Origin of the sequence: Pseudomonas sp. zfem003 (assembly GCF_032621675.1) — a bacterium.
In the GTDB taxonomy this organism is placed as follows: Bacteria; Pseudomonadota; Gammaproteobacteria; order Pseudomonadales; family Pseudomonadaceae; genus Metapseudomonas; species Metapseudomonas otitidis.
In genome coordinates this window covers 547844-572510 of the sequence record NZ_JAVYJG010000002.1, presented here as the reverse complement: position 1 = coordinate 572510, position 24667 = coordinate 547844, and the positions used below count along the sequence as shown (strand labels likewise).

At 64.1% G+C, this 24667-nt stretch carries 23 protein-coding genes and 2 tRNA genes; 6 read left to right on the top strand and 19 right to left on the bottom strand.

Going from position 1 to position 24667, the window contains the following annotated elements; genetic code table 11:
* Positions 1-43: 43 nt before the first annotated feature.
* The 5 genes from RTK35_RS05950 (at position 44) to RTK35_RS05930 (ending at position 6376) form a co-directional block, all read left to right on the top strand.
* Entirely contained in the window at positions 44-1063 is a 1020-nt protein-coding gene (locus RTK35_RS05950) for a class I SAM-dependent rRNA methyltransferase (protein WP_316907607.1), read from the top strand.
* A gap of 100 nt (positions 1064-1163) precedes the next feature.
* The gene (locus RTK35_RS05945; protein WP_316907606.1) at positions 1164-4088 is read left to right on the top strand and encodes a DUF748 domain-containing protein; all 2925 of its coding nucleotides are present in this window, start codon (positions 1164-1166) and stop codon (positions 4086-4088) included.
* 123 nt (positions 4089-4211) lie between these two features.
* Positions 4212-4523 carry a DUF2845 domain-containing protein gene (locus RTK35_RS05940; RefSeq protein ID WP_316907605.1) on the top strand — a complete coding sequence of 104 codons (312 nt, stop codon included), beginning with the start codon at positions 4212-4214 and terminating at the stop codon, positions 4521-4523.
* 61 nt (positions 4524-4584) lie between these two features.
* Positions 4585-4881, top strand: a complete 297-nt coding sequence (locus RTK35_RS05935) for a DUF2845 domain-containing protein (protein ID WP_316907604.1) — start codon at positions 4585-4587, stop codon at positions 4879-4881.
* A 40-nt stretch (positions 4882-4921) separates the two neighbouring features.
* Positions 4922-6376: a rhomboid family intramembrane serine protease gene (locus RTK35_RS05930; RefSeq protein ID WP_316907603.1), complete on the top strand. Its 1455-nt coding sequence runs from the start codon at positions 4922-4924 to the stop codon at positions 6374-6376.
* A gap of 53 nt (positions 6377-6429) precedes the next feature.
* Here the strand turns inward: RTK35_RS05930 and RTK35_RS05925 are convergent, their stop codons facing one another.
* From RTK35_RS05925 to rlmE, 18 genes are all read right to left on the bottom strand, one after another.
* The gene (locus tag RTK35_RS05925; protein ID WP_069561625.1) at positions 6430-6627 is read right to left on the bottom strand and encodes a CsbD family protein; all 198 of its coding nucleotides are present in this window, start codon (positions 6625-6627) and stop codon (positions 6430-6432) included.
* A 48-nt stretch (positions 6628-6675) separates the two neighbouring features.
* Complete coding sequence (locus tag RTK35_RS05920; RefSeq protein ID WP_044413760.1) at positions 6676-7032, bottom strand: BON domain-containing protein; 357 nt, start codon at positions 7030-7032, stop codon at positions 6676-6678.
* A gap of 195 nt (positions 7033-7227) precedes the next feature.
* Complete coding sequence (locus RTK35_RS05915) at positions 7228-8637, bottom strand: DUF4013 domain-containing protein (RefSeq protein WP_142014293.1); 1410 nt, start codon at positions 8635-8637, stop codon at positions 7228-7230.
* A 95-nt stretch (positions 8638-8732) separates the two neighbouring features.
* Positions 8733-10841 (bottom strand): polyribonucleotide nucleotidyltransferase, encoded by a 2109-nt coding sequence (gene pnp / locus RTK35_RS05910; RefSeq protein ID WP_044413754.1) that lies wholly within the window; start codon positions 10839-10841, stop codon positions 8733-8735.
* Between the two features lie 164 nt (positions 10842-11005).
* Positions 11006-11275 carry a 30S ribosomal protein S15 gene (rpsO, locus tag RTK35_RS05905; RefSeq protein ID WP_044413751.1) on the bottom strand — a complete coding sequence of 90 codons (270 nt, stop codon included), beginning with the start codon at positions 11273-11275 and terminating at the stop codon, positions 11006-11008.
* A gap of 93 nt (positions 11276-11368) precedes the next feature.
* Positions 11369-12286: a tRNA pseudouridine(55) synthase TruB gene (truB, locus tag RTK35_RS05900; protein ID WP_044413749.1), complete on the bottom strand. Its 918-nt coding sequence runs from the start codon at positions 12284-12286 to the stop codon at positions 11369-11371.
* 2 nt (positions 12287-12288) lie between these two features.
* Positions 12289-12675 carry a 30S ribosome-binding factor RbfA gene (rbfA, locus tag RTK35_RS05895; RefSeq protein ID WP_044413746.1) on the bottom strand — a complete coding sequence of 129 codons (387 nt, stop codon included), beginning with the start codon at positions 12673-12675 and terminating at the stop codon, positions 12289-12291.
* Positions 12676-12775: 100 nt separating this feature from the next.
* On the bottom strand, positions 12776-15307 hold the full coding sequence (gene infB, locus RTK35_RS05890; RefSeq protein WP_316907602.1) for a translation initiation factor IF-2: 2532 nt from the start codon (positions 15305-15307) through the stop codon (positions 12776-12778).
* 26 nt (positions 15308-15333) lie between these two features.
* Positions 15334-16815 carry a transcription termination factor NusA gene (gene nusA, locus RTK35_RS05885; RefSeq protein WP_044413740.1) on the bottom strand — a complete coding sequence of 494 codons (1482 nt, stop codon included), beginning with the start codon at positions 16813-16815 and terminating at the stop codon, positions 15334-15336.
* A gap of 47 nt (positions 16816-16862) precedes the next feature.
* Positions 16863-17321: a ribosome maturation factor RimP gene (gene rimP / locus RTK35_RS05880; RefSeq protein WP_316907601.1), complete on the bottom strand. Its 459-nt coding sequence runs from the start codon at positions 17319-17321 to the stop codon at positions 16863-16865.
* Between the two features lie 124 nt (positions 17322-17445).
* A tRNA-Met gene (locus RTK35_RS05875) sits at positions 17446-17522 on the bottom strand.
* 98 nt (positions 17523-17620) lie between these two features.
* Positions 17621-17706: transfer RNA gene (locus tag RTK35_RS05870), tRNA-Leu, on the bottom strand.
* 10 nt (positions 17707-17716) lie between these two features.
* Positions 17717-18100, bottom strand: coding sequence for a preprotein translocase subunit SecG (gene secG, locus RTK35_RS05865; protein WP_052807672.1), 384 nt, complete (start codon positions 18098-18100; stop codon positions 17717-17719).
* A gap of 4 nt (positions 18101-18104) precedes the next feature.
* On the bottom strand, positions 18105-18860 hold the full coding sequence (gene tpiA / locus RTK35_RS05860; protein WP_316907600.1) for a triose-phosphate isomerase: 756 nt from the start codon (positions 18858-18860) through the stop codon (positions 18105-18107).
* A 65-nt stretch (positions 18861-18925) separates the two neighbouring features.
* The gene (gene glmM, locus RTK35_RS05855) at positions 18926-20269 is read right to left on the bottom strand and encodes a phosphoglucosamine mutase (protein WP_074970385.1); all 1344 of its coding nucleotides are present in this window, start codon (positions 20267-20269) and stop codon (positions 18926-18928) included.
* A gap of 17 nt (positions 20270-20286) precedes the next feature.
* Entirely contained in the window at positions 20287-21138 is an 852-nt protein-coding gene (gene folP, locus RTK35_RS05850; RefSeq protein WP_316907599.1) for a dihydropteroate synthase, read from the bottom strand.
* A 9-nt stretch (positions 21139-21147) separates the two neighbouring features.
* On the bottom strand, positions 21148-23061 hold the full coding sequence (ftsH, locus tag RTK35_RS05845) for an ATP-dependent zinc metalloprotease FtsH (RefSeq protein WP_044413721.1): 1914 nt from the start codon (positions 23059-23061) through the stop codon (positions 21148-21150).
* Between the two features lie 198 nt (positions 23062-23259).
* Entirely contained in the window at positions 23260-23883 is a 624-nt protein-coding gene (gene rlmE / locus RTK35_RS05840) for a 23S rRNA (uridine(2552)-2'-O)-methyltransferase RlmE (RefSeq protein WP_069561639.1), read from the bottom strand.
* A gap of 76 nt (positions 23884-23959) precedes the next feature.
* Here rlmE and yhbY point away from each other — a divergent pair, with 76 nt between their 5' ends.
* The gene (yhbY, locus tag RTK35_RS05835; protein ID WP_044413714.1) at positions 23960-24274 is read left to right on the top strand and encodes a ribosome assembly RNA-binding protein YhbY; all 315 of its coding nucleotides are present in this window, start codon (positions 23960-23962) and stop codon (positions 24272-24274) included.
* Between the two features lie 25 nt (positions 24275-24299).
* Here yhbY and RTK35_RS05830 read toward each other — a convergent pair whose 3' ends face one another.
* Positions 24300-24599, bottom strand: a complete 300-nt coding sequence (locus RTK35_RS05830) for a DUF4149 domain-containing protein (protein ID WP_316907598.1) — start codon at positions 24597-24599, stop codon at positions 24300-24302.
* Positions 24600-24667 lie beyond the last annotated feature (68 nt).

Here is a 24667-nt window from a genome sequence, read left to right as displayed (position 1 = left end):
CGCCTTTTGCTAAACTGCGCGCCCCTTACACGAGACGCCGCGCATGCCCTCCGTTCTCCTCCCGGCGCTGCGCGCCGCCCTCGACGCCCGCCAACCGCTGCTGGCCGAACTGAAAGCTCAGGGCACCGACTGCTACCGGCTGTTCCACGGCAGCCAGGAAGGCGCTCCCGGCCTCACCGTGGACCGCTACGGCCCCCAGCTGATGGTGCAGAGCTTCCACCAGCCCCTGCAGCGCGACGCCCTGCTGGCCCTGGTCGAGACGGTCAACGCCCACCTGGGCGAGGCGCTGCTGCCGGTTTACAACGACCGCTCCGGCAACAACTCCCGCGTCGACCGCAGCGACCCGGTGTACCAGGCCGACGACGCGGCCCTGGCGGACCAGGTCGGCCATGAATGGGGCCTGGCCTACCGGGTGCGTGGTCGTCACCCCGGCCAGGACCCGCTGCTGTTCCTCGACCTGCGCAACGCCCGGGGCTGGGTGAAGGCCAACAGCGCCGGCAAGTCGGTGCTCAACCTGTTCGCCTACACCTGCGGGGTCGGCCTGGCCGCCGCTGCCGGCGGCGCCCGCGAGGTGTGCAACCTGGACTTCGCCGAAGGCAACCTGGCCGTGGGCCGGGAGAACGCCGCCCTCAACCCCGGCCTGGTGCCCATGCAGTTCGTGCAATCGGACTACTTCCCGGCCATCCGCCAACTGGCCGGCCTGCCCATCGCCCGGCGCCATGGGCAGCGGCTGCCCAGCTACCTGCGCCTGGAAGCACGCCGCTTCGACCTGGTGTTCCTCGACCCGCCAGCCTGGGCCAAGAGCGCCTTCGGCACCGTCGACCTGCTGCGGGACTACCAGAGCCTGCTCAAGCCCGCCCTGATGGCCACGGCGGACGACGGCGTGCTGGTGTGCTGCAACAACCTGGCGAAGGTGGGAATCGAGGAATGGCGCGACCAGGTGCTGCGCTGCGCCAGCAAGCTCGGGCGCCCGGTGCGCGACTGCGAGCAGCTGCTGCCGGCCGCCGACTTCCCCTCCCAGGACGGGCGCCCGCCGCTGAAGACCCTGGTGCTGCGATTCTGAATCGAGACACCGCCGACGATTCCAGTCGGCGCCGTCTGTCGGAACCTTAAGGGCGTGCCATACTCCAACCCACCTCCGCCGGGATAGTCGACGCCGCACCATGTACAAAGGATTGAAACGCGCCACGTGCGCCTTGCTGATCGTCCTCGCCTTCTACGCCCTGCTCGGCTTCCTGATCCTCCCGGGAATCGCCCTGCGCGTCGTCAACCAGCAGTTGGCCACCTATGCCAAGGTTCCGGCACACCTGGAGCGGCTGCAGCTCAACCCCTTCAGCCTCGAACTGACCCTCTGGGGCCTCGAGATCGGCGAGCCGGACAAGCGCCAGGTGGGTTTCGAGCGCCTGTACGTCAACCTGGAGCTGGACAGCCTGTGGACCGGCGCCCTGCACCTGGCCGCCGTCGACCTCGACAAGCCCACCACCGAGGTGCTGTTCGCCAAGGACGGCACGCTGAACCTGACCCAGCTGTTCCAGCTGCCCCCCAGCGAGCCCAAGGCAGACGAACCGCCTGCCGGCGATCCGTTCCCGGTGCGCATCGACAGCATCCGCCTGGCCAAGGGCGGCGTGCGCTTCCAGGACCTGCGCCCGAGCGAGCCCATCGAATTCGTCTACGACGCCCTCGACCTGGAGCTGAAGAACCTCAGCACCCTGCGCGACGACAACGCCGACATGCTGCTGGTGGCCACCGGGCCCTACGGCGGGCGCATCGACTGGAAGGGCAGCCTGAGCCTGCTGCCGCTGACCTCGGAAGGCGAACTGAAAGTCACCGACGGCAACATGAAGGGCTTCTGGCCCTACGTGCGGGACGCGGTGCCGCTGGTGCTGGACAAGGGCACCGTCAGCCTGTCCACCCGCTACCACCTGAGCCTGGCCGAAGGCACCGCGCTGAAGCTGGAGCAGACGGCCATCAAGGTGGCACCCTTCGCCATCAAGGCGCCGGACGGCCGACCGCTGGTGAACCTGGAAAGCCTGGAAGTCAGCGACAGCGCACTGGACCTGGCCAAGCAGCAGGTGGTGGTCGGCAAGATCCGCAGCCAGAACCTGGAGACCTGGGCCGCCCGCGAAGCCGACGGCCAGCTCGACTGGCAGAAACTGTTCGCCAGCGAAGCCAAGGCCCCGGCGAAATCCCCTGCCGCCCCGGACGCGAAACCGGCCGACGCGGCGGCCAAGCCGGCCCCTGCTGCCGCGCCTGCCAAGCCCTGGCAGGTGCTCCTGCGTGACACCCAGCTGCGCAGCTACAAGGTCCACCTCGCCGACCGCGCGCAGAAGGATGCCGTGCAGATCGACGTCGGCCCGCTCAACCTCGACCTCAAGGATTTCGACAGCCTGGGGCAGTCGCCCTTCCAGCTGGCCCTGGACAGCGGCATCGGCAAGCAGGGCAAGCTCAAGGCCGAAGGCCAGGTGCAACTGACCCCGACCACCGCCAAGCTGAAGGTGGAGACCCGCGACATCGACCTGCGGGTGGCCCAGGCCTACCTGGCCCCCTTCGTCCGCCTGGAACTGCGCAGCGGCATGCTCGACAGCAACCTGGACGTCGCCCTCACCAGTACCGAGCCACTGGCCCTGACCATCACCGGACGTGCACTGGTCAACCAACTGCACACCCTGGACACCCTCAAGCAGCGCGATTTCGTGAAGTGGCAACAGCTGCTGGTGGAAGGCCTCGACTACCGCCACGGCAGCAGCCTGAGCATCGCCAAGGTGGGCATCAGCCAGCCCTATGCGCGCTTCATCATCAACGAGGACCTCACCACCAACGTCAGCGACCTGGTGATCAAGCAGCCTGCCGATCCCAAGGCCAAGGCCGAACCGGCCGGCAAGCCACTGGACATCCACATCGGCGCGGTGAGCATCAGCAACGGCTCGGCCAACTTCGCCGACTTCAGCCTGACCCCCAACTTCGCCACCGCCATCCAGCAGCTCAACGGTGAGATCAGCACCCTCGACACCCGTACCCGCACCCCCGCCAAGGTGAGCATCGACGGCAAGGTGGATCGCTACGCGCCGGTGACCATCAAGGGCGCGCTGACCCCCTTCGACCCGCTGGACTCCCTGGACATCGCCACCAGCTTCAAGCGCGTCGAGCTGACCACCCTGACGCCCTACTCCGGCAAGTTCGCCGGCTACCGCATCCGCAAGGGCCGCCTCAACCTGGACCTGCACTACCAGATCGAGAAGGGCCAGCTGAAGGCCGACAACCACCTGGTGCTGGAAAACCTGCAGCTCGGCGAGCGGGTCGACAGCCCCGATGCGGTGGACCTGCCGATCCGCCTGGCGGTGGCCCTGCTGAAGGACACCGAGGGCAAGATCGACATCCAGCTGCCGGTGGCCGGCAACCTCAACGACCCGCAGTTCAGCGTCGCGCCCATCGTCTGGCAGACCCTGCGCAACCTGGTGCTGCGTGCCGCCCAGGCCCCCTTCAAGTTCGTCGCCGGGCTGGTCACCGGCGGCGGCGAGCACGACCTCAGCAACGTGCCCTTCGACGCCGGCAGCGCCGAGCTCTCCGCCGACGCGCAGAAGGGCCTGGACACCCTCGCCCAGGCCCTGCAGGAGCGCCCCGCCCTGCGCCTGGAGATCGAAGGCATGAGCGCCACCGCCGTGGACGGTCCGCTGCTGGCCGCTGCCCGACTGGAGCGCGAGTACCAGAGCACCTACTACAAGATCGCCCAGCGCCGCGGCGACAAGGTGCCCGCCGACGCCTCGCTGATGGAGGTGCCGGACAGCGAGAAGCCGCCGATGCTCGAAGGCATCTACCGCGCCCGCCTCAAGCAGCAGCCACCGGCCGAATGGGCCCAGCTGGGCAACGACGAGCGCACCGCGAAGATGCGCGACGCGGTGGTGGGCTCCTGGGCCCAGAGCGAACTGCTGCTGCGCCAACTGGCCCAGGCTCGTGCGGCGGCCATCAAGGCCTACCTGGTGGACCGTGGCGGCCTGCAGGACGAACGGGTCTACCTGCTCGATGTCAGCCTCGGCGAAGCCGGCCAGGACGGCCGCGTGGACACCCCGCTGCAACTGGGCACCGAATGACGCGGAATTCGGTCCCGCCTGTGCAGTCCAACGGCCAGGCGTGACCCTGCGCACTCGCCGCCCTGCTGACAGGCGCAATGGGGCGGCGTAGGCTGGACCCCGTTCAACTGGATGGAACCCTTCGTGAAAGCCCGATACCTGCTTGCCCTGCCCCTTCTGCTGCTGAGCGCAGCCCATGCCAACGCCTCCTCCACCCTCCGCTGCGGCAACGGCGGGCTGGTCAGCCTGGAGGACAGCACCTCCCAGGTCCTGCGCAAGTGCGGTGACCCCACCAGCCGCAACAGCCTCGGCTACCGCAACGTGGTGGACCGCTACGGCCAGGAGAGCGAAGTCCTGGTGGAGGAATGGGTCTACGGGCCGCGCAACGGCATGTACCAGTTCCTGCGTTTCGAGGGGAACAAGCTGCGCAAGATCGAGAGCAAGCGCGGCGACTGACAGCCCAGAACCGGCAGTGCTAGGCTCTGCCGTCCTTTTCAACCGGACAGGATGCCCAACCATGATTCGACGTCTGCTCCCCCTGCTCGCCCTGCCCTTCACCGTGGCGAGCCTCGATGCCTCGGCAGCGACCTTCCGCTGCGGCAGCGCCCTGGTCAGCGAAGGCGACCGCGCCGTGGAGGTGCTGCGCAAGTGCGGCGAGCCCGCTGCGCGCAACCTCATCGGCTACTCCGAGACCCGCAGCGGCCGCCAGGAAATGCAGGTGGAGGAATGGGTCTATGGCCCCGTGAACGGCATGTACTACTACCTCGACTTCATCGGCGGCCGCCTCAGCACCGTCGAAAGCAAGCGGGACTGACCCGCTCGGCTGAACCCTCTACGCGACAAGGACGTCACGCTTGGTCATCCTCCCCGCCGAACACCCCCTGGACTGGAAACGCCCGCCGGTCGTCACACTGTTCCTCGTCGTGCTCAACGCGCTGATCTATTTCGTCTACCAGGGCGGCGACGGGGCTCGCTCCGAGGAGGCGGTGCGGGCGTATCTCGATGCCGGCCTGCTCAACCGCGAGCGTGCGCTATTCGTCGAGAGCCTGAGCAAGCGCCATGAACTGGACCCGGAGGAACGCCGCGCCCTCGACTCCGCCCGCCGGAACGACCTGGCGCTCTACGCCCTGCGGGACCTGGAGTTCGAAGACGAACTGCACCGTTCGGCCGCCTACCAGGCGGACCCGGCCTGGCAGCGCGCGCGAGCGCCGGCCGAGGCCGCACGGGACAGCCTGAGCAGCTACCGCTTCGGCTTCATCCCCAAGCGCTTCACGGTGGAAGGGCTGTTCGGGGCGATGTTCCTCCACGGCAGCTTCGACCACCTGCTGGGCAACATGATCTTCCTGTTCATCTGCGGCTTCGCCCTGGAGCGTGCGCTGGGCGCAGCGGCCTACCTGGGGCTGTACCTGGCCAGCGGCCTGGCCTCGCACCTGCTGTGGTGGGCGATGGACCCGGGCTGGGTGCCCGGCATCGGCGCCTCGGGCGCGGTGGCGGGGCTGATGGGGATGTACATCGGCGTCTACGCCCTGCGGCGGATCAACTTCTTCTACTGGCTCGGCCCGATGATGGGCTACTTCAAGGCCCCCGCCCTGTGGATCCTGCCCATCTGGATGGGCAAGGAACTCTACGGGCTGCTGCTGGCCAACGACCACGTCAACTACTACGCCCACCTGGGGGGCCTCGCCTCCGGCTTCCTCGGCACCTGGCTGCCCCGGCGCATCGGCGCGCTGAAAGTGGACGAGCAGTACCTGGCCAAGGAAGACCCGGACGCGCCGTTCAAGCGCGAACTGGCCGCGCTGGAAGCCCTGATCGGGCGTTTCGCCCTGGACCAGGTGCCAGCACGCGGGCTGGACCTGCTGGCCCGCTACCCCGGGCGGGTGGCGTTGCTGGAGCGCCTCTACCCGGTTGCCCGCACCCGCAAGGACAAGCCCCTGGCCAGCGCCGTGCTCAAGCAGGTCTTCGCCCTGCCGGACCCGACGCCTGCACGGGGCCTGTTGCTGCAGATGGCCACGGACCTCAGCGCTCCCGAACAGCAGTGGCTGCAACACCCGGCCGTGCTGGCCAACCTGCTGCAGCGACTGCTCAAGCTGGGTGAAGGCCCGGCCGGCCTGGGGGTGTGGCGAGTGATCGCCCGGCAGGCGCCGGCCCCTGCACAACTACCGGTGATGACCCTGGCGCTGGCCAAGCAACTGGGGCAACGCCAGGACCTGCGCGGCGTGGCGGAGCTGGCCGCCTTCCTCAACAAGGCCTTCCCCGACGCCGAGCAGACCCGGCAGCTTGGCCTCTACCGCGCACACCTGGCCCGCTGACCGCGGAAACGACGATCCCCGCCGAAGCGGGGATCGAGGTGTACGGGTCAGGCTCAGAGGCGGCTGCTGAAGTCACGCAGTTCGTCCTGCGCGCGCTCCTTGCTCCAGCCGTAGCGCTCCTGGAGCTTGCCCACCAGGTATTCGCTGTGGCCTTCGGCGATATCCAGGTCGTCGTCGGTCAGGTTGCCCCAGCGCTCCTTGATACGGCCGCTGAGTTGCTTCCACTTGCCTTTGATGATGTCAGCGTTCATGGCATTGCCTCCTCGGGTGGGCGCCGCCCCGCAGGGCGGCGCCAGGGATCATTCGGCGGACTTCAGGCCGTCGGCGGCGACAGCGGTCACGCCCTTGATGGACTTGGCGGTGCTGATGGCCAGGTCGCGCTCGGCATCGCTGGAAACCACGCCGGACAGAGCAACCACACCTTTGTTGGTCTCGACCTTGATGTCCAGGGCGCTGAGGTTCTTGTCGGCCAGGAAGCTGGATTTCACCTTGCTAGTGATCCAGGTGTCGGACACGGCTTCTTCAGCCTTGTCGACGGTATTGGCAGCCAGTTGGGTCGGGGCGGCCTGGGCGGCGAATACGTTGCCGGCCAGGGGCAGGCTGAGGGCGGCGGCAGCTACGGCGGCAAGGGTGACGCTGTGGAAGGACTGTTTCATGAGGATTCTCCTGTTACTCACAATGTTCTGCAGCCTTGTCCTGTCTGCAGTCACTGTAGGTATCGCAAGGCCTGTGCCAGCCTTGACCAACAGATTTAATCCTTTTAAATCAATTACTTATAAATTAACCACAGCACCGCTCGGCTTGCAGATTGCAGGATGCAGCCAAGCGGCGCGTGCACTTTGCACGACCACTCAGCCCGCCAGGCGGGCCAGGGTGGACTCCAGCGCCGTCACTTCGCCGAGTAACGGCGTGGCCGGGTAGCGGGCCCGGATGAAGGCGAGCAGCTTGCCGGCCTGCTCCACCTGGCCGAGCTGTTCGGCCAGGGCCCGGGCTGCCAGCAAATAGGCCCGGGGGACGTTGGGGTAGTCCGGGAAGCGCTGGTGCAGGTTGCGCAACAGGCTGATGGCTTCCTTGGCCTTGTGGCGATCCACCAGGGCCGCGGCGATGCGCTCGCAGACCTGCGGGTCCTCCGGCAGGTAGTCGGCCTTCAGCCGGCGGGCATTGAGCAGTGCGGTGGCCCCCAGCGCCGGATTCTCGCGGGCGGCGATGGGCAGGTAGTGGGCAAGGTGGCGCAGGCAGCGGGCGGTTTCGTTGAGGCCGAACAGCAGCTGGTGGAAGCGCTCGTTGAGGCGCAGGTCGTTCGGGTCCCGCTCCAGGGCGGCGGTGAGGGTTTCCAGCGCGGCGGCAGTCTGTCCTTCCTTGACCCGCACCTCGGCTTCGGCGAGGGCGCGGCGGCGGCGCCACTCCGGCTCGGGGTAGCCCTCGTGCCCGCCCTCTTCGGCAATCGCGAAGCCCAGGGCGCCCTGATACTGGAAAACCGCGTAGCCCATCATGGCGCACATGACCACGCCGAAATAACCGAACAGGAAGGCGGCGATGGGCATCAGCACCACGCGCGGCAGGCCGTGGGCCAGTAGCACGGTGACGTAGCCGGGCGACTGCCAGAGGATGAACAGGAACACGCAGAGGATCAGGTAGCGCCAGCCCATGGCCTTGATCACGTCGCCGAGCTGTTCGGGACTCAGCGCGGCACCGAGCTCCTTGTTCAGGGCCAGGCGGATGATGCTCGCCGGCATCAGCAGCATGAGGCCGATGTTCACGGCCCAGAACAGGGCCTCGCTGTGGAAATCGGCGGCCAGCCAGAGCACGGCGAAGGCCACCAGGAACACCACCAGCTGCTTGATGAACAGCAGGAAGCCTTCACCGACGAAGGCAGTGGCCAGCCCGGGGGCCTCGCGGGAACCCTCGCTGGCCGCTTCGATGACGCTGTGGAAGTACTTGGTGGCGATGCTGAACAGCGCGACCCAGAGGATGATCGAGCGCGGCATGAACAGGCTGGCCAGGCCGAGCACGGCGGCAAAGGCCAGGGGGCCGGTCTGCAGGCCGTAGCGGAAGAACTGCGGAATGCGTTCCCAGAAGGGTTGGGCGGTGTTGGCGGCGCCCAGGAAGTGCAGTTGCGCGCGGCACAGCGGGCAGGCCGGGGATTCGTCCGGGCGTTCGGCGTTGAGGGGGATGCAGCAGTCACCGAAGTGACGGTCGCAGGCCGGGCAGTGCCAGGTGGCGGGTTGGGCCTGGTGGTACTTGCAGTAGGTCTTTTCCATGACCTGGAATCCTTGTCGGCGACTGGCGGCGCGCCATTCTCCGAGAAACGAAAGAGGGCCCGCAAGGGGCCCTCTTTCATACAGCCGACCGGTTATCAGACGCCGGAAGCTTCAGCAGCCTCGACATCCTTCATGGACAGCTTGATGCGACCACGGTTGTCCACGTCCAGCACCAGGACCTTCACTTCCTGGCCTTCCTGCAGGACGTCGGTGACCTTGTCGATGCGCTTGTCGCTGATCTGCGAGATGTGCACCAGGCCATCCTTGCCGGGAAGGATGTTGACGAAGGCACCGAAATCAACGATGCGCTCGACCTTGCCGACGTAGACCTTGCCGATCTCCGCTTCTGCGGTGATGGCCAGAACGCGCTGCCTGGCGGCCTCGGCGGCTTCCTTGGTCTCGCCGAAGATCTTCACGCTGCCATCGTCTTCGATGTCGATGGAGGCCTTGGTCTCTTCGCAGATGCCGCGGATGGTGGCGCCGCCCTTGCCGATGACGTCGCGGATCTTGTCCGAGTCGATCTTCATGGCCAGCATGGTCGGGGCGTTTTCGGACAGCTCGCTGCGGGACTCGGCGATGACCTGGTTCATCTGGCCGAGGATGTTCAGGCGTGCTTCGAGTGCCTGCTCCAGGGCGATCTCCATGATCTCTTCGGTGATACCGTTGATCTTGATGTCCATCTGCAGGGCGGTGACGCCCTTGGCAGTACCGGCCACCTTGAAGTCCATGTCGCCCAGGTGGTCTTCGTCACCCAGGATGTCGGTCAGGACGGCGAACTTGTCACCTTCCTTCACCAGGCCCATGGCGATACCGGCCACCGGAGCGCGCATCGGCACGCCGGCGTCCATCAGGGCCAGGGAGGCGCCGCAGACGGAAGCCATGGAGCTGGAACCGTTGGATTCGGTGATCTCGGACACCACGCGGATGGTGTAGGGGAACTCGTCGCCCTTCGGCAGCATGGCGGCGACGCCACGACGGGCCAGGCGGCCGTGGCCGATTTCGCGGCGACCGGCGCTGCCCATGCGACCGCACTCACCGACCGAGAAGGGCGGGAAGTTGTAGTGCAGCATGAAGGCGTCCTTGCGCTCGCCTTCCAGGGTGTCCAGCAGCTGGGCGTCACGGGCAGTGCCGAGGGTGGCAACGACCAGGGCCTGGGTTTCGCCACGGGTGAACAGGGCGGAACCGTGGGTCTTGTCCAGCACGCCGACTTCGATCTTCAGCGGGCGGACGGTGCGGGTGTCACGGCCGTCGATACGCGGCTTGCCGTTAACGATGTTCTCGCGAACGGTGCGGTATTCCAGCAGGCCGAAGGCATCCTTCACTTCACCCGCCGGGAACTGGCCGGCTTCCTCGCCAGCGAAGCGGGCGACGACCTGGTCGCGCAGCTCGTCGAGGCGGTTGTAGCGGTCCTGCTTGATGGTGATGGTGTAGGCCTGGGAGATGGCTTCGCCGAACTCGGCCTTGATGGCGCTGAGCAGGGCGGTGTTCTCGGCGGGAGCAGTCCAGTTCCAGGTCGGCTTGCCCGCTTCGGCGGCGAATTCCTTGACGGCATTGATCACGGCCTGGAATTCCTGGTGGGCGAACAGCACGGCGCCCAGCATCTGGTCTTCGGTCAGCTCGTCGGCTTCGGATTCGACCATCAGCACGGCGTCCTGGGTACCGGCCACGACCATGTCGAGGCTGGAGGCCTTGAGCTGCTCGTAGTTGGGGTTCAGCAGGTAGCCGGTGCTCTCGTGGTAAGCCACGCGGGCCGCGCCGATCGGGCCGGCGAACGGAATGCCGGAGATGGCCAGGGCAGCGGAAGTACCGATCATGGAGGCGATGTCCGGATCAGTCTTCTTGTTGGTGGAGACGACGGTGCAGATGACCTGCACTTCGTTGAGGAAACCTTCGGGGAACAGCGGGCGGATCGGGCGGTCGATCAGGCGGGAGGTCAGGGTCTCTTTCTCGGAGGGCCGGCCTTCACGCTTGAAGAAGCCACCGGGGATGCGGCCGGCGGCGTAGGTCTTTTCCTGGTAGTGCACGGACAGCGGGAAGAACCCCTTGCCCGGGTCGGCCTGCTTGGCACCGACCACGGTCACCAGGACGGTGACATCGTTATCAACGGTGACCAGAACGGCGCCGCTGGCTTGACGGGCGATACGGCCAGTCTCGAGGGTGACGGTCGATTGACCGAATTGGAACTTCTTGATTACCGGGTTCACGGTGTTTTCCTTCTCTTTTGTTGCCTTGGGGGAAATCTGCGAAAGGCGCGGGAGTCGGACCCGCCGTCTTCCTCAAAAAGCCTGAAGCTGGAAACCAGAAGCTGGAAGCAAGCGCGATGTCCTGCTTCCAGCTTCCGGCTTCCAGCTTCCAGCTCGAATGCGTCTTAGCGACGCAGACCCAGACGACCGATCAGGGCGCTGTAACGAGTGGTGTCCTTACCCTTCAGGTAGTCCAGCAGCTTGCGACGCTGGTTAACCATGCGGATCAGACCACGACGGGAGTGGTGGTCTTTGCCGTTGGCCTTGAAGTGATCCTGCAGCTTGTTGATGTTGGCGGTCAGCAGTGCGATCTGCACTTCCGGAGAACCGGTATCGCCTTCAGCTTGCTTGTACTCGTTAACGATCTGGGCTTTTTCAGCAACGCTCAGTGCCATGATGGGCTTCCTCTGAGAGTAATAGGCCGGGAACGAATCCCGTGTTTTAAAAAGAGGTGTGACCGTGCCTATTAACAGCCACCCTCGAATCGGTCATTCCGACCGAATCAGTCGACGTGGCGCTATGCGCCCGTCATCGCTCACTTCACCAATGCCGATGAAGCGACCGGTGTGATCCTGCACCCGCAGCATGCCGAACTTCGGCGCTTCGGGAGCCCTTACCGGCTGCCCGTGCAGCCAGTAATAGGCACTGTGTTCGCTCAGTTGCACCAAGGGCCAGTGCTCCAGGCCACTGTCGGAGGGGAGCAGGAAGCGGTCGAGCGCTTCGTTGCCACCTTCGGCGTGGGCCTTCTCCAGTTCCTCGAGGCTGATGGCCTGGGACAGGTTGAAGGGGCCGGCCTGGGTGCGACGCAGTTCAGCGACGTGGCCACCACACCCCAGCACCTGGCCAAGGTCCTCGACCAGGGTGCGAATGTAGGTGCCTTTGCTGCAACTGACGGAAAGCGTGGCCTTGGTGGAATCGAAGGCCAGCAGTTCCAGGCGCGCAATAGTAACAGAACGCGCCTCGCGCTCCACTACTTCGCCGGCACGTGCCAGCTTGTAGAGGGGCTGCCCGTCCTTCTTCAGGGCCGAGTACATCGGCGGCACCTGCTGGATCTCACCGCGGAAGCGCCCCAGGGCCGCCTCCAGCTCGTCGCGACCAACGGTCACATCGCGCCGTTCGAGCACCTCGCCCTCGGCATCGCCGGTGGTGGTGGTGACGCCCAGCTGGGCAACGGTCTCGTAGCCCTTGTCGGCGTCCAGGAGGTACTGGGAGAACTTGGTGGCTTCACCGAAGCACAGGGGCAGCACGCCCGTGGCCAGGGGATCGAGGCTGCCGGTGTGGCCGGCCTTCTCCGCATTGAGCAACCAGCGGACCTTCTGCAGGGCCTGGTTGGAGCTCATGCCACGGGGCTTGTCGAGGATGAGGATGCCGCTCACATCACGGCGGATACGCTTGACCTGGGCCACCGTCAGTCCTCGTCACCCTGATGCCGACGGTCTTCGGCGACCGCACGCTCGATCAGCGCGGACAGCTCGGCGCCACGGCGAATGCTGGCATCGTAGTGGAAGTGCAGCTGGGGCACGCTCCGCAGCTTCATGGACTTGCCCAGCAGCATGCGCAGATAGCCGGCGGCGTCGTTGAGGATCTCGGTGTTGAGACGGATGACCTCGGCGTTGTCGTCCTGGCCCATCACGGTGATGAAGATCTTGGCATGGCCGAGATCCCGCGCCACTTCGACGCCGGTGATGGTGACCATGCCCAGGCGCGGGTCCTTGACCTCACGCTGGATCAGCAGGGCCAGTTCGCGCTGCATCTGGTCACCGATGCGCTGGGTGCGGCTGTATTCTTTTGGCATAAATCGGTACTCACTCAAAAACCAAAAAGCCGGGAGCTGGAACTGGCGGTGTCAATCACCCCGCGCAGCACCCGGCTCCCAGCTTCTGGTCAGTGGCCACTCAGAGCGAGCGGGCCACCTGGACCTTCTCGAAGACCTCGATCTTGTCGCCGACCTTCACGTCGTTGTAGCTCTTCACGCCGATACCGCACTCCATGCCGTTCCGCACTTCGGACACGTCGTCCTTGAAGCGGCGCAGGGATTCCAGTTCGCCTTCGAAGATCACCACGTCGTCGCGCAGTACGCGGATCGGGCGGTTCCGATGGACAGTACCCTCGATGACCATGCAGCCGGCGATGGCGCCGAACTTCGGCGAGCGGAACACGTCGCGTACCTCGGCGGTACCCAGGATGTTCTCGCGCACATCGCTGCCAAGCATGCCGGTGAGGGCCTTCTTGACGTCCTCGATGATGTCGTAGATGACGTTGTAGTAGCGCAGGTCGATGCCTTCCTGCTCGACGATCTTGCGCGCACCGGCGTCGGCACGCACGTTGAAGCCGAACAGAACGGCGTTGGAGGCCAGCGCCAGGTTGGCATCGGACTCGGTGATGCCACCGACGCCGCCACCGACCACACGCACCTGGACTTCGTCGTTGCCGAGGTCGGACAGGGCACCCTGCAGGGCTTCCAGAGAACCACGCACATCGGACTTGAGCACGATGTTGAGGGTCTTCTTCTCGTCCTGGCCCATGGTCTCGAAGATGTTTTCCAGCTTCGAGCTGTGCTGACGGGCCAGCTTGACCTCACGGAACTTGCCTTGACGGAACAGGGCCACTTCGCGGGCCTTCTTCTCGTCGGCCACCACGGTCATATCGTCACCCGCATCCGGGGTGCCGTCGAGGCCGAGGATTTCCACGGGGATCGACGGACCGGCTTCCTTGATGGACTTGCCGTTCTCGTCGAGCATGGCGCGAACGCGGCCGTAGTTGACGCCCACCAGGACCATGTCGCCCTGACGCAGGGTACCGTCCTGGACCAGCAGGGTGGCCACCGGGCCACGGCCCTTGTCCAGGCGGGACTCGACCACGACACCACGACCGGGAGCGGACGGGGTAGCGGTGAGTTCGAGTACCTCGGCCTGCAGCAGGACAGCTTCCAGCAGCTCGTCGACGCCGGTACCAGCCTTGGCCGAAACGGGCACGAACTGGGTGTCACCGCCCCACTCCTCGGGGATCACATCCAGCGCGGCCAGGCCGTTCTTGATGTTGTCCGGGTTGGCTTCCGGCTTGTCCATCTTGTTGATGGCGACCACGATCGGCACGCCAGCGGCTTTCGCGTGCTGGACCGCTTCCTGGGTCTGCGGCATCACGCCGTCGTCAGCCGCCACCACGAGGATGACGATGTCAGTGGCCTTGGCACCACGGGCACGCATGGCGGTGAACGCGGCGTGACCGGGGGTGTCGAGGAAGGTGACCATGCCGCGCGGGGTTTCCACGTGGTAGGCACCGATGTGCTGGGTGATGCCACCGGCTTCGCCCGACGCCACCTTGGCGCGACGGATGTAGTCGAGTAGCGAGGTCTTGCCGTGGTCGACGTGACCCATGACGGTCACGACCGGTGCACGGGAGAACGACTCGCCTTCGTACTTCAGCGATTCGGCCAGTTGGTCTTCCAGGGCGTTCTCGTTGACGAGCTTGACCTTGTGGCCCATCTCCTCGACGACCAGCTGCGCGGTCTCGCGATCGAGCACCTGGTTGATGGTGACAGGACTGCCCATCTTGAACATGAACTTGACCACTTCGGCGCCCTTGACGGCCATCTGGGCCGCCAGCTCTGCCACGGTGATGGTCTCACCGATGCTGACTTCTCGCACGATCGGCCCCGTCGGGCTCTGGAACCCGTGCTGGTTGCGCTTCTTGAGCTTGGACTTGCCACGGCCACCGCGACGGTAGCTGTCGCTCTCTTCCTCGGTGCTGCGCGGAGCAATACGCGGCGACGGCACCTTTTCCTTCTCCTTGGCGGAGGGACGGTGCTGGGCTTGCTTGCGGTCGCGACGGTCGTCTTCGTCACGGGCGCGTTCCGGACGGCGAGGCTCTTCGCGACGGCGATCGTCGGCAGCGCCTGCTGCGGCGGGTGCCGCAGCAGCGGTGCCGGCAGCCGGAGCCGCCTGGGCTGCGGGAGCAGCAGCCACTGCTGCCGGAGCCTCGGGGCTGCGAGCAGCGTCCTTGGCACGGGCGTCCGCCTCACGGCGGGCCTCTTCTTCGGCGCGGCGCTTGGCCTCTTCCTCGGCCTTGGCGCGTGCGGCCTCTTCGGCGGCACGCTGCTCTTCCAGCTCGCGCTGCTTCTCGGCTTCGATCTCGTCAGGGCTGCGCTTGACGTAGGTCTTCTTCTTACGCACTTCGACGCTGATGGTCTTGCTGCCCGCCACCTTCAGGGTGGTCGTGGTCTTGCGCTGCAGCGTGATCTTGCGGGGTTCTTCCAGGCGCTCGCCATGGCTGCTCTTCAGGTGCGCGAGCAGCGCCTGTTTTTCACTGTCGGTCACCACCTGGTCGGCGCTGCTGTGAGGCAGGCCTGCCTCACGCATCTGCTGCAGCAGGCGCTCCACCGGTGTATCGACCACCTTGGCCAGTTCTTTCACCGTGACTTGCGTCATGCACTTCTCTCCTCAGGCCGCACTGCTTATTCGAACCAATGGGCTCGGGCGGCCATGATCAGCTTGCCGGCACGCTCTTCGTCCATGCCGTCGATGTCGAGCAGGTCGTCGATCGACTGCTCGGCCAGGTCTTCGCGATTGATTACGCCACGCACCGCCAGTTCGACCGCCAGCTCCTTGTCCATGCCCTCGAGTTCCAGCAGATCCTCGGCGGGCTGGGCATCGGCCAGCTTCTCTTCGGTCGCGATCGCCTTGGTCAGCAGGCGATCCTTGGCGCGGGCGCGCAGCTCGTTGACGATGTCCTCGTCGAACCCATCGATGCTCAGCATCTCTTCCATGGGCACGTAGGCGATCTCTTCTAGGCTGGTGAAACCTTCCTCCACCAGCACCTGAGCCAGCTCTTCATCCACGCCGAGTTCATCGACGAAGGACTGCATGATGTCGCCGGTCTCGGCCTGCTGCTTGGCCTGGATGTCCGCCTCGGTCATCACGTTCAGGGTCCAGCCGGTCAGCTGGCTGGCCAGGCGAACGTTCTGGCCGCCACGGCCGATGGCCTGGGCGAGGTTGTCCTCGGCAACGGCGATGTCCATGGCATGGGCATCTTCGTCGACGATGATCGCCGCCACTTCGGCCGGAGCCATGGCGTTGATGACGAACTGAGCGGGGTTGTCGTCCCACAGGACGATATCGACACGCTCACCGCCCAGCTCGCCAGAAACAGCCTGGACGCGGGAGCCACGCATGCCGATGCAGGCGCCCTGCGGGTCGATACGCTTGTCCTTGGAGCGAACGGCGATCTTAGCGCGCGAACCCGGGTCACGGGAGGCGGCCATCACTTCGATCAGCTCTTCGGCGATTTCCGGTACTTCAATGCGGAACAGCTCGATCAGCATCTGCGGCGCGGTGCGCGAGAGGATCAGTTGCGGACCACGGTTCTCGGTGCGGATTTCCTTCAGCAGGGCCCGAACACGGGCGCCGACGCGGAAGGTCTCACGGGGGATGATGTCCTCACGGGCCAGCAACGCCTCGGCGTTGTTGCCCAGGTCGACGATCACGTTGTCACGGGTGACCTTCTTGACCGTACCGGAAATGATGTCGCCCAGCTTCTCGCGATAGGCCTCGACCACCTGTGCACGCTCGGCTTCGCGCACCTTCTGCACGATGACCTGCTTGGCGGTCTGGGCAGCAATGCGGCCGAACTCGATGGATTCGATCTTCTCTTCGATGACGTCGCCGATCTTGGCATTCTCGTCACGGGCCTGGGCCTGGTCGAGGGTCAGCTGGATGGCCGGATCCTCGAAGTTCTCGTCGTCCACCACCGCCCAGCGGCGGAAAGTGTCATAGCTACCGGTGTGCCGGTTGATGGACACACGCAGGTCAACCTCGTCCTCGAAGCGCTTCTTGGTAGCGGTGGCCAGTGCCAGCTCCAGCGCTTCGAAAATCACACCTGCCGGCACCCCTTTCTCGTTGGATACCGACTCTACAACCAGCAGTACTTCTTTGCTCATCGTACGCCTCGCCTTTCGCAATCCATTGGACCCGCGGGATCCGCGTCTCAGTCAAAACGGGGAATGATGTTGGCCTTGTCGATCAGGTCGATCGGCAACAGGTACTCGTGATCCTCGACGAGAACCACCACATCCTGTTCCTCCACCCCGCGGAGGAGACCGTGGAAGTTGCGCCGGCCCTCGTAGGGAGAACGCAACTTGATTTTCACGAGCTCTCCGGCATGGGCCGCGAACTGCTCGAGTCTGAACAAGGGACGATCCATGCCGGGCGAGGACACCTCAAGGGTGTATTCGCTGGAGATGGGATCTTCCACATCAAGAACGCCACTGATCTGACGACTGACCTTTTCGCAGTCGTCGATGAGGATGCCGTTCTCATGATCGATGTAGACGCGCAGGAGCGAATGGCGCCCCTGGGACAGGAACTCGATACCCCAGCACTGATAGCCGAGCGCCTCGACCACCGGGGCCAGCAAGGCCTGCAACTGTTCTAGCTTGCTCGACACCTGTTTGCCCTCGCATGCCGTAGAAATAAAAAATGGGCATAACGCCCATCATGAAAGCCATCCGGAACCGATGGCAAAGTGATCCAGCTAGCAAAAAGCCCCTTAAAAGGGGCTCTGCTTGAACTGGTTGCGGGGGCTGGATTTGAACCAACGACCTTCGGGTTATGAGCCCGACGAGCTACCAGACTGCTCCACCCCGCGTCAAAGCTGGGCCCGGAGTATACGACCAGACAGACGCCCGGTCAACCTGACACTCCTCCAGCAAGAAAGCCCGCTACTGCGGGCTTCCTTGTCTTGCATGGTACCGAGGAGGGGACTCGAACCCCTACAGCCTATGGCCACTACCACCTCAAGGTAGCGTGTCTACCAATTCCACCACCTCGGCAAAACTTGCCTTACTTCTGCTCTGGAGCTTGCGGAACGTCACCTGCAGATCCTGCGGGCTTCTGCTCTTCGAGCACCGGCACATCATCAGATGCCGGCTTTTGCTGCTGAACCTCGATGGCGGCCGGATCCGGCAGACCAACGTGACTCAGAGCTTCAGCCTTTTGCTTAGCAAAGAACGCTAAACCCAGACTGGTAATGAAAAAAACCGCGGCGAGTATACCAGTAAAGCGACTCAGAAAGGTAGCAGAACCTTGGCTTCCAAAAACAGTACCCGAAGCACCTGCACCAAACGAAGCGCCTGCATCCGCGCCTTTACCATGTTGCAGCAACACCAGAACCACAACGCCGATGGCGACGAGCAGGTGCACCACGATAACGACAGTTTCAAGCATCTCGTCAGCTTCCTGCGGCACGACAAATCGCACCGAACTCATCTGCATTCAGGGAAGCTCCACCCACAAGCCCCCCATCAATATCCGGCATCCCGAACAACTCAGCCGCACTGGCAGCCTTCACACTGCCGCCGTACAGAATTCTCACACCCGCCGCTATCTCGACACTCTCGACCGACAATTGCGAACGGATCGCAGCATGAACTTCTTGCGCCTGAACAGGAGAAGCAGTCAACCCGGTACCGATGGCCCAGACAGGCTCATACGCAATTACCGCAGAAGAGAAGGCACCAACACCCAGCTCCTCAATGACGCTACCAATCTGCTCACCAACCACACGCAGGGTTTCGCCTGCCTCACGCTGCTCGCGGGTCTCGCCGACACAGAGAATCGGAACCAGACCGCACGCCTGAGCAGCAGCAAACTTGCGACTCACAACATCATTACGCTCACCAAGAATCAAACGACGCTCGGAGTGACCAACGAGGACCCACTTGCAACCTGCATCCGCCAGTTGAACCGCAGCAATCTCCCCGGTAAGGGCAGCCTGCATGGGCTCTATTGCGCAATCCTGAGCACCGATGGAGATAGAGCCACCATCGATCACTTGAGCAACCTGGGCGATGTACAGGGAAGGCGGGATAACCACCACATCGACATCAGCCGGTACAACCTGCTGATGAAGACCTTTGATCAGCTCTGCGACACTGGCGCGGGTACCGTGCATTTTCCAGTTACCAGCTACCAAAGGGCGACGCATGCCGTACCTCGTCGATCAAAGTGGGCGCAGATGTTATCCGAGGTTTTTCCAACTAGCAAGCGAAATCAAGCACATACCTCGGAAACAACCTTCACGAGCTCCTCGGCGTAAGTGCGGACCTGCTTTTCGTCGTCCCCTTCCACCATCACACGCACCAGCGGCTCGGTCCCGGACTTGCGCAACAGTACTCGCCCGCGCCCCGCCATGCGTTCGGTGACCCTAGCACAAGCGTCCTTAACGGCCGGGTGCTCGACAGGATCCAGGCCTTCCCCGCTGTAGCGGACATTGAGAAGAACCTGCGGGCACTTGCGCATGCCCTGGCGAGCCTCCGCCAGCGACTGGCCACGGCGCTGCAGGGCCAGCAGCACCTGCAGCGCCGCAATCAAGGCATCGCCGGTGGTGGTGAAGTAGCTGCAAAGGATGTGTCCGGAATTTTCCCCGCCCAGGGTCCAGCCACGCTCATGCATCTCGGCAATCACATAGCGATCGCCGACCTTGGCACGAGTAAAGGGAATCCCCATCTCGGCAAGCGCCAGCTCCAGACCAAGATTGGTCATGAGTGTACCCACGACGCCATCATTGCTGAGCTTGCCCCGCTCCTGGAGGTCGCGGGCAATGATGTACAGCAGCTCATCCCCGTCCACGATGGCGCCCGTGTGGTCGACCATCAGCACGCGGTCGCCGTCGCCATCGAAGGCAATACCGATGTCCGCATGCTGGGCCACGACCTCGGCCTGCAAGGCCTGCATATGGGTGGAGCCGCATTTGTCGTTGATGTTCAGGCCGTTGGGCTGCGCCGCAAGCACCGAAACGTTGCCTCCCAACTCACGAAACACACTCGGCGCCACCTTGTAGGTCGCACCATGGGCACAGTCGACGACGATCTTCATGCCGCCCAGGTCCGTGCTCATCGGCACCGTGCTCTTGCAGAACTCGATGTAGCGCCCCGCCGCGTCGTTGATCCGGGAAACCTTGCCGAGGTTGGCCGACTCCACCACCTGCATCGGCTGGTCGAGCAGCTCCTCGATCATCAATTCGACTTCATCGGAGAGCTTCACACCCTGGCCGGAGAAGAACTTGATGCCGTTGTCGCTGTGGGGGTTGTGGGATGCGCTGATCACGATGCCCGCATCCGCCAGAAAGGTGCGCGTCAGGTAGGCAATCGCAGGCGTGGGCATGGGACCCAGCAGCATCACGTCGGCACCGGCGGCAGAGAGACCAGCCTCCAGGGCGGACTCGAACATGTAGCCGGAGATCCGCGTGTCCTTGCCGATGAGGATTCGGCACTTACCCTGCTTGCGGAACGCCATGCCCGCCGCCCAGCCGAGCTTGAGCATGAAGTCCGGAGTGATCGGGAATTGCCCAACGTGCCCACGAATGCCGTCGGTGCCAAAGTACTTTCTGCTCATCTACTGCTCCGCGATTCCTACTCCGCCGCTTCGACTGCGGCGATCATTCTGATGACATCAACCGTCTCGGCCACATCGTGCACCCGCAGGATGCACGCGCCCTTTGAGACGGCCAGGGCTGCCAGCCCAAGACTGCCGTACAGGCGCTGGTCGACATCACGCCCCAGCACCTGACCGATCATGCTTTTCCGCGACACACCGACCAACAGGGGGCGACCGAGACGCCCCAGCTCAGCCAGATGACGAAACAGCACGAGATTGTGCTGGAGACTCTTGGCAAAGCCGAACCCGGGATCGAGCACGATTCGCTCTTCAGGAATACCGGCTTCGCTGCAGGCTCTCATGCGCTCCTGCAGGAACTCACCGACCTCCCGGACGACATCGTCGTAGGCAGGCGCATCCTGCATGTTGCCGGGCTCTCCACGCATGTGCATCAGGCACACGGGAAGTCCACTGTCCGCGGCAGCATCCAGCGCTCCATCCCGGCGCAAGGCTCGCACATCGTTGATGAGGCCCGCGCCCAACCTGGCGCCTTCCCGCATCACAGCAGGGGTGGACGTATCCAGGGAAATGATGACATCCAGCTCGCGCGCAATCGCCTCGACCACTGGCGCGACACGCTCCAGCTCCTCGGTAGGCGAGACCGGGCGAGCGCCAGGCCGAGTCGACTCCCCGCCGACATCGATGAGCGTCGCTCCGGACGCCACCATGGCGCTGGCATGACGCAGCGCGGCATCGCACTGACTGAAGCGACCGCCATCGGAAAAGGAGTCGGGAGTTACGTTAAGGATGCCCATGACATGCGGGCGCCCCAAATCAAGAACCCGGTTGCCGCAAGGCAACCGGGTCGGGTACTGCATGGAACTCATCAAGAATCCTTAGTGTTCGCCAGCGGGCCCACCGATCGGATTCTCCGGGCGAGGCGACTCCTCACGCGGAGCGGACTTGCCGGAGGTACCCGAGCCACCTTGCCAATCCTTCGGCTCGCGCGGCTGGCGCCCCGCCATGATGTCGTCGATCTGGTCGGCGTCGATGGTTTCGAATTTCATCAAGGCCTCGGCCATCATGTCGAGCTTGTCGCGGTGATCCACCAGGATCTGCTTGGCGGTGGCATAGCAGTGATCGATGATGCTACGCACTTCCTGATCGATGAGCTGCGCGGTCTGCGCCGATACATTCGAGTGCTGGCTGCCAGCACTGCGCCCCAGGAAGACCTCGCCCTCTTCTTCCGCATACATCAGCGGACCGAGCTTCTCGGACAAGCCCCACTTGGTCACCATGTTCCGCGCGATCTGGGTCGCACGCATGATGTCGTTGGATGCGCCAGTGGTCACACCATCGAAGCCCAGGGTCATTTCCTCGGCGATCCGGCCGCCGAACAGCGAGCAGACCTGGCTGATCAGCGCGCGCTTGGACAGGCTGTAGCGATCCTCCTCCGGAAGGAACATGGTGACACCCAGCGCGCGGCCACGCGGAATGATCGAAACCTTGTAGACCGGATCATGCTCCGGAACGATGCGACCCACGATCGCGTGACCGGCCTCGTGGTAGGCGGTATTGAGCTTCTCCTTCTCGGACATGACCATGGTCTTGCGCTCGGCGCCCATCATGATCTTGTCCTTGGCCAGTTCGAACTCACGCATCTCGACGATGCGCTTGTTCACACGGGCAGCGAACAGCGAAGCCTCGTTGACCAGGTTCGCCAGGTCGGCCCCCGAGAAACCGGGCGTGCCACGGGCGATGACAGCAGGATCCACGTCGTCGCCAACCGGTACCTTGCGCATGTGCACCTTGAGGATCTGCTCGCGCCCACGGATGTCCGGCAGGCCTACAACCACCTGGCGATCGAAGCGGCCCGGACGGAGCAGCGCCGGATCGAGCACATCCGGGCGGTTGGTGGCGGCGATCACGATGATGCCGTCGTTCATTTCGAAACCGTCCATCTCCACCAGCAACTGGTTGAGGGTCTGCTCGCGCTCGTCGTGACCGCCACCCAGGCCAGCGCCGCGATGGCGACCGACGGCGTCGATCTCGTCGATGAAGATGATGCAGGGAGCGTGTTTCTTGGCCTGGTCGAACATGTCGCGTACACGTGAGGCACCCACGCCAACGAACATCTCGACGAAATCAGAACCGGAAATGGTGAAGAACGGAACCTTGGCTTCGCCCGCAATCGCCTTGGCGAGCAGGGTCTTGCCGGTACCGGGCGGGCCGACCATCAGCACGCCACGGGGAATGCGACCGCCCAGGCGCTGGAACTTGCCCGGGTCACGCAGGAACTCGACAAGCTCGCCGACTTCTTCCTTGGCTTCGTCGCAACCCGCGACGTCGGCCAAGGTGGTCTTCACCTGGTCCTCGGACAGCAGGCGAGCCTTGCTCTTGCCAAAGCTCATCGGGCCACCACGGCCACCGCCACCGCCCTGCATCTGACGCATGAAGAACATGAAGACCGCGATGATCACCAGGATGGGGAAGCTGGCAACGAGCAACTGGGTCCAGATGCTCTGCTGCTCGGGCTGGCGCCCCTCGATGACCACGTTGTTGTTGACCAGGTCGCCGATCAGGCCGTTGTCCTGGATGGCAGGCCGGATGGTCTTGAAGGTATCGCCGTCATTGCGCTTACCGGTGATGACATAGCCATCGACGGTGACGCGCTCGACCTTGCCGTCCTTCACCTGCTGGATGAAGTCGGAATAGTTCAGCGTCTGCGGTTCGCTGGGGCTGGAGAAGTTGTTCATCACCGTGACCAGTACGGCGGCGATGATCAGCCACAGGATCAGGTTCTTTGCCATGTCGTTCAATTAGCTACCCTCTGGAGCAGGCTCCGTCACGGAACGTGCCCCGCATGACGGCTGGTTATCAACCGGCCTAACTTACACCACAACCCCTGCCGGCCGGCAGGCGCCGTCTGTAACCCTTTATGATGCCTGGCGCTCGCCGTGACGGCGGTCCCACTCCATGAGACCCGCGAACCACCTATCTGTCGCAGTCTATTCCCCGCGAAAGCCGCGCGCGAGCAGGTATTGCTCGCGTGAGCGATCACGCGACGAAAGCGGTTTGCGCATCAGCACCTTGTCGAACATTTCCTTGACCTGCTTGTGGTAGAGGTCGAATCCCTCACCCTGGAATATCTTGATCAGGAAATCACCACCCGGCGTCAGGACTCGCGCCGCAAGATCGAGCGCCAGCTCGCACAGGTACATGGCACGCGGCTGATCGGCCGCCCTGACACCACTCATATTGGGGGCCATGTCGGAAATCACAAGGTCGACCGGGTGCTCGCCGATCGCCTCGAGGATCCGGGCAAAGACCACATCGTCGGTGAAGTCCCCCTGAATGAAGGTGACGTCCGGAATGCTGTCCATTTCAAGGATGTCCGACGCGATGAGCCGCCCTCGATCACCAATCACCCGACTGGTGACCTGGGACCAGCCGCCCGGCGCAGCCCCGAGGTCGACCACGGTCATGCCGGGTCGAAGAATGCGGTCCTTCTCCTGAATCTCCAGCAGCTTGTAGCTGGCACGCGAACGATAACCATCCTTCTGCGCCATCTTGACGTAGGGGTCATCGAAATGTTCTTTCAGCCAACGATGGCTAGTCTTGGAACGGGCCACGGGATACCTCGTGTTCGGCTGTGCGCCCCGAAGTCACTCGGGTAAACTAGCAGCCTTTTTTCGCAGGGGTCTGATTATGGCGCTCTCTCAGGAGCACAAGAAGCAATACAAATCTATCGGCCACCACCTGAAACCGGTATTGATCGTGGCCGAGAACGGCCTGACCGAAGGGGTCCTGGCCGAACTGGATCGTGCGCTCAACGATCACGAACTGATCAAGGTGCAGTTCCGCATCACCGAACGCGAGGATCGGCGCGCGCTGATTGACGAGCTTTGCGAAGCCGGCAAGTGCGAACTGGTTCAGGTCATCGGCAAGATGGCGCTGATCTACCGCCGCAATCCCAAGCCCAACCGCAACCTCTCCAACATCAGCCGCTTCAGCGGCCTTTGATGCCTTGAAGCCGACGGGGCGCCACTTAGCGCGCCCTGCGGCGATCACCGCCCGGCACGGGCTGCACGACCAGCAACGCACCACACAGCGTCAACACCATGTAGCTGAATGCCAACAGGCGAGCGAACTCGGTTTTCCAGAAGCTGACGACCAGAAAGATCGTTGCCGCCAGCAGGATGACCAACAGCAGCTGCCCTCGCGAATCCCGCAACACGCTGCGCGCGCCCTCTAGCCAGGCCAGCAGCCCCAACTGAAGCACGCCACAGAACGCCGCAAACCCCACCAACAGCGGGGACAGGCTGCGAGACAGCTCTTCCACCAACAATGGCGCGAATCCCACTCGCTCCAAGGCTGGCAGAACCACGAAGTGCAGCAGCCAGAGGCCGCCGACCC